Genomic DNA, 1,120 nt, shown 5'->3' with positions numbered 1-1,120 from the left:
GATCATACTTGCGATTTTTGGTTGCATTACAAAGTTGATCCACTTGTATGCCGCGTCTTCTGCTTTGGTTTTACGTGGCAGCACAAAGGTATCGATCCAGCCGAGTGCACCAGAAGTTGGTGCAACGAAAGTAACGTTAGGTAGCTCTTTGTTTAGCTTCCAACCGCCTGTATCCCACGCCATTGCTGCAGTCGCTTCTCCAGAGCGGAGGAGATTCATGAGTGCATCACCTCCAGACCAGTACGTTTTAACATNGGCTTTACAAGAGATGAGCTTGTCAGTGACTTGATTGATGATGTCTTGGTATTTAGCTGTGTCGCCATATGCAGCAAATGGATCTAAGCCCATAGAGAAAGCAAAGCCAATCAGGGTAGGGCGCTTCAAACGATAAGAAACTTTACCCGCAACATCCGCGCTACATAGGTCCGCATAGTCTTTAACGCTTGCTGCCATTTTTGTATCAAGAACTAAGCCGCTAGTACCCCAAATATGCGGCACACCGTATACATCTCCGTCGAACATCGTGGTATTTTTTGTCGCTTCGAGCATGGAATCGATAAACAAGCTATTGTCGATTTTGCTCAAGTCAATCGGCTTGTAGATATCAAACTCCGCTTGCGCACCTGAAATACGATCTTGGCTTGGTTGCGCAAGGTCGAAACCAGATCCACCTGTCGCACGCAGTTTAGAAATCATATCTTCGTTGTTTGACTTAGTTACCTCAACGTCAATGCCAGTTTCGGCTTTAAATTGTGCGATAACTTCATCTGGAGCATATCCGCCCCAAGTTAAGAGCCGAAGCGTTTCCGCACTTGCGAATTGCGACGCTCCAAGCAAGATGGCTGCAGATACTGCACCAGTGGTAAGTTTCTTTATTGCTTTCATTCTGGATATTACCCCTTTTTATCGTATTGATTGCAGCCTCAATCGGTTGCTAGTAAAGACGACGCATCCGTGTTGGGAGGTTTCCCTATACAGCATAAGACACAAATGAAGCGTCGTGCCGAACTATAGTCGATAACATAGACAGTTTTGTGACAGCGAAAATGCGGTGATAAAATTATTGGAAAAGATTATTACTTGTGGAGTTCGTGACTATTGGTAGTTTAATTCATCTGAA

General features: G+C 44.9%; 1 protein-coding gene. It reads right to left on the bottom strand.

From position 1 onward, the window contains the following. Positions 1 to 885, bottom strand: an 885-nt coding sequence (locus A3738_RS04255; RefSeq protein WP_068763384.1) for an extracellular solute-binding protein, incomplete at its 3' end; no start/stop codon positions are given. Between the last annotated feature and the right edge of the window lie 235 nt (positions 886 to 1,120).

Source organism: Oleiphilus sp. HI0066 (assembly GCF_001635725.1).
Note: the sequence above shows the minus strand (reverse complement) of the source record. Positions and strands in the feature narration are given on the sequence as shown.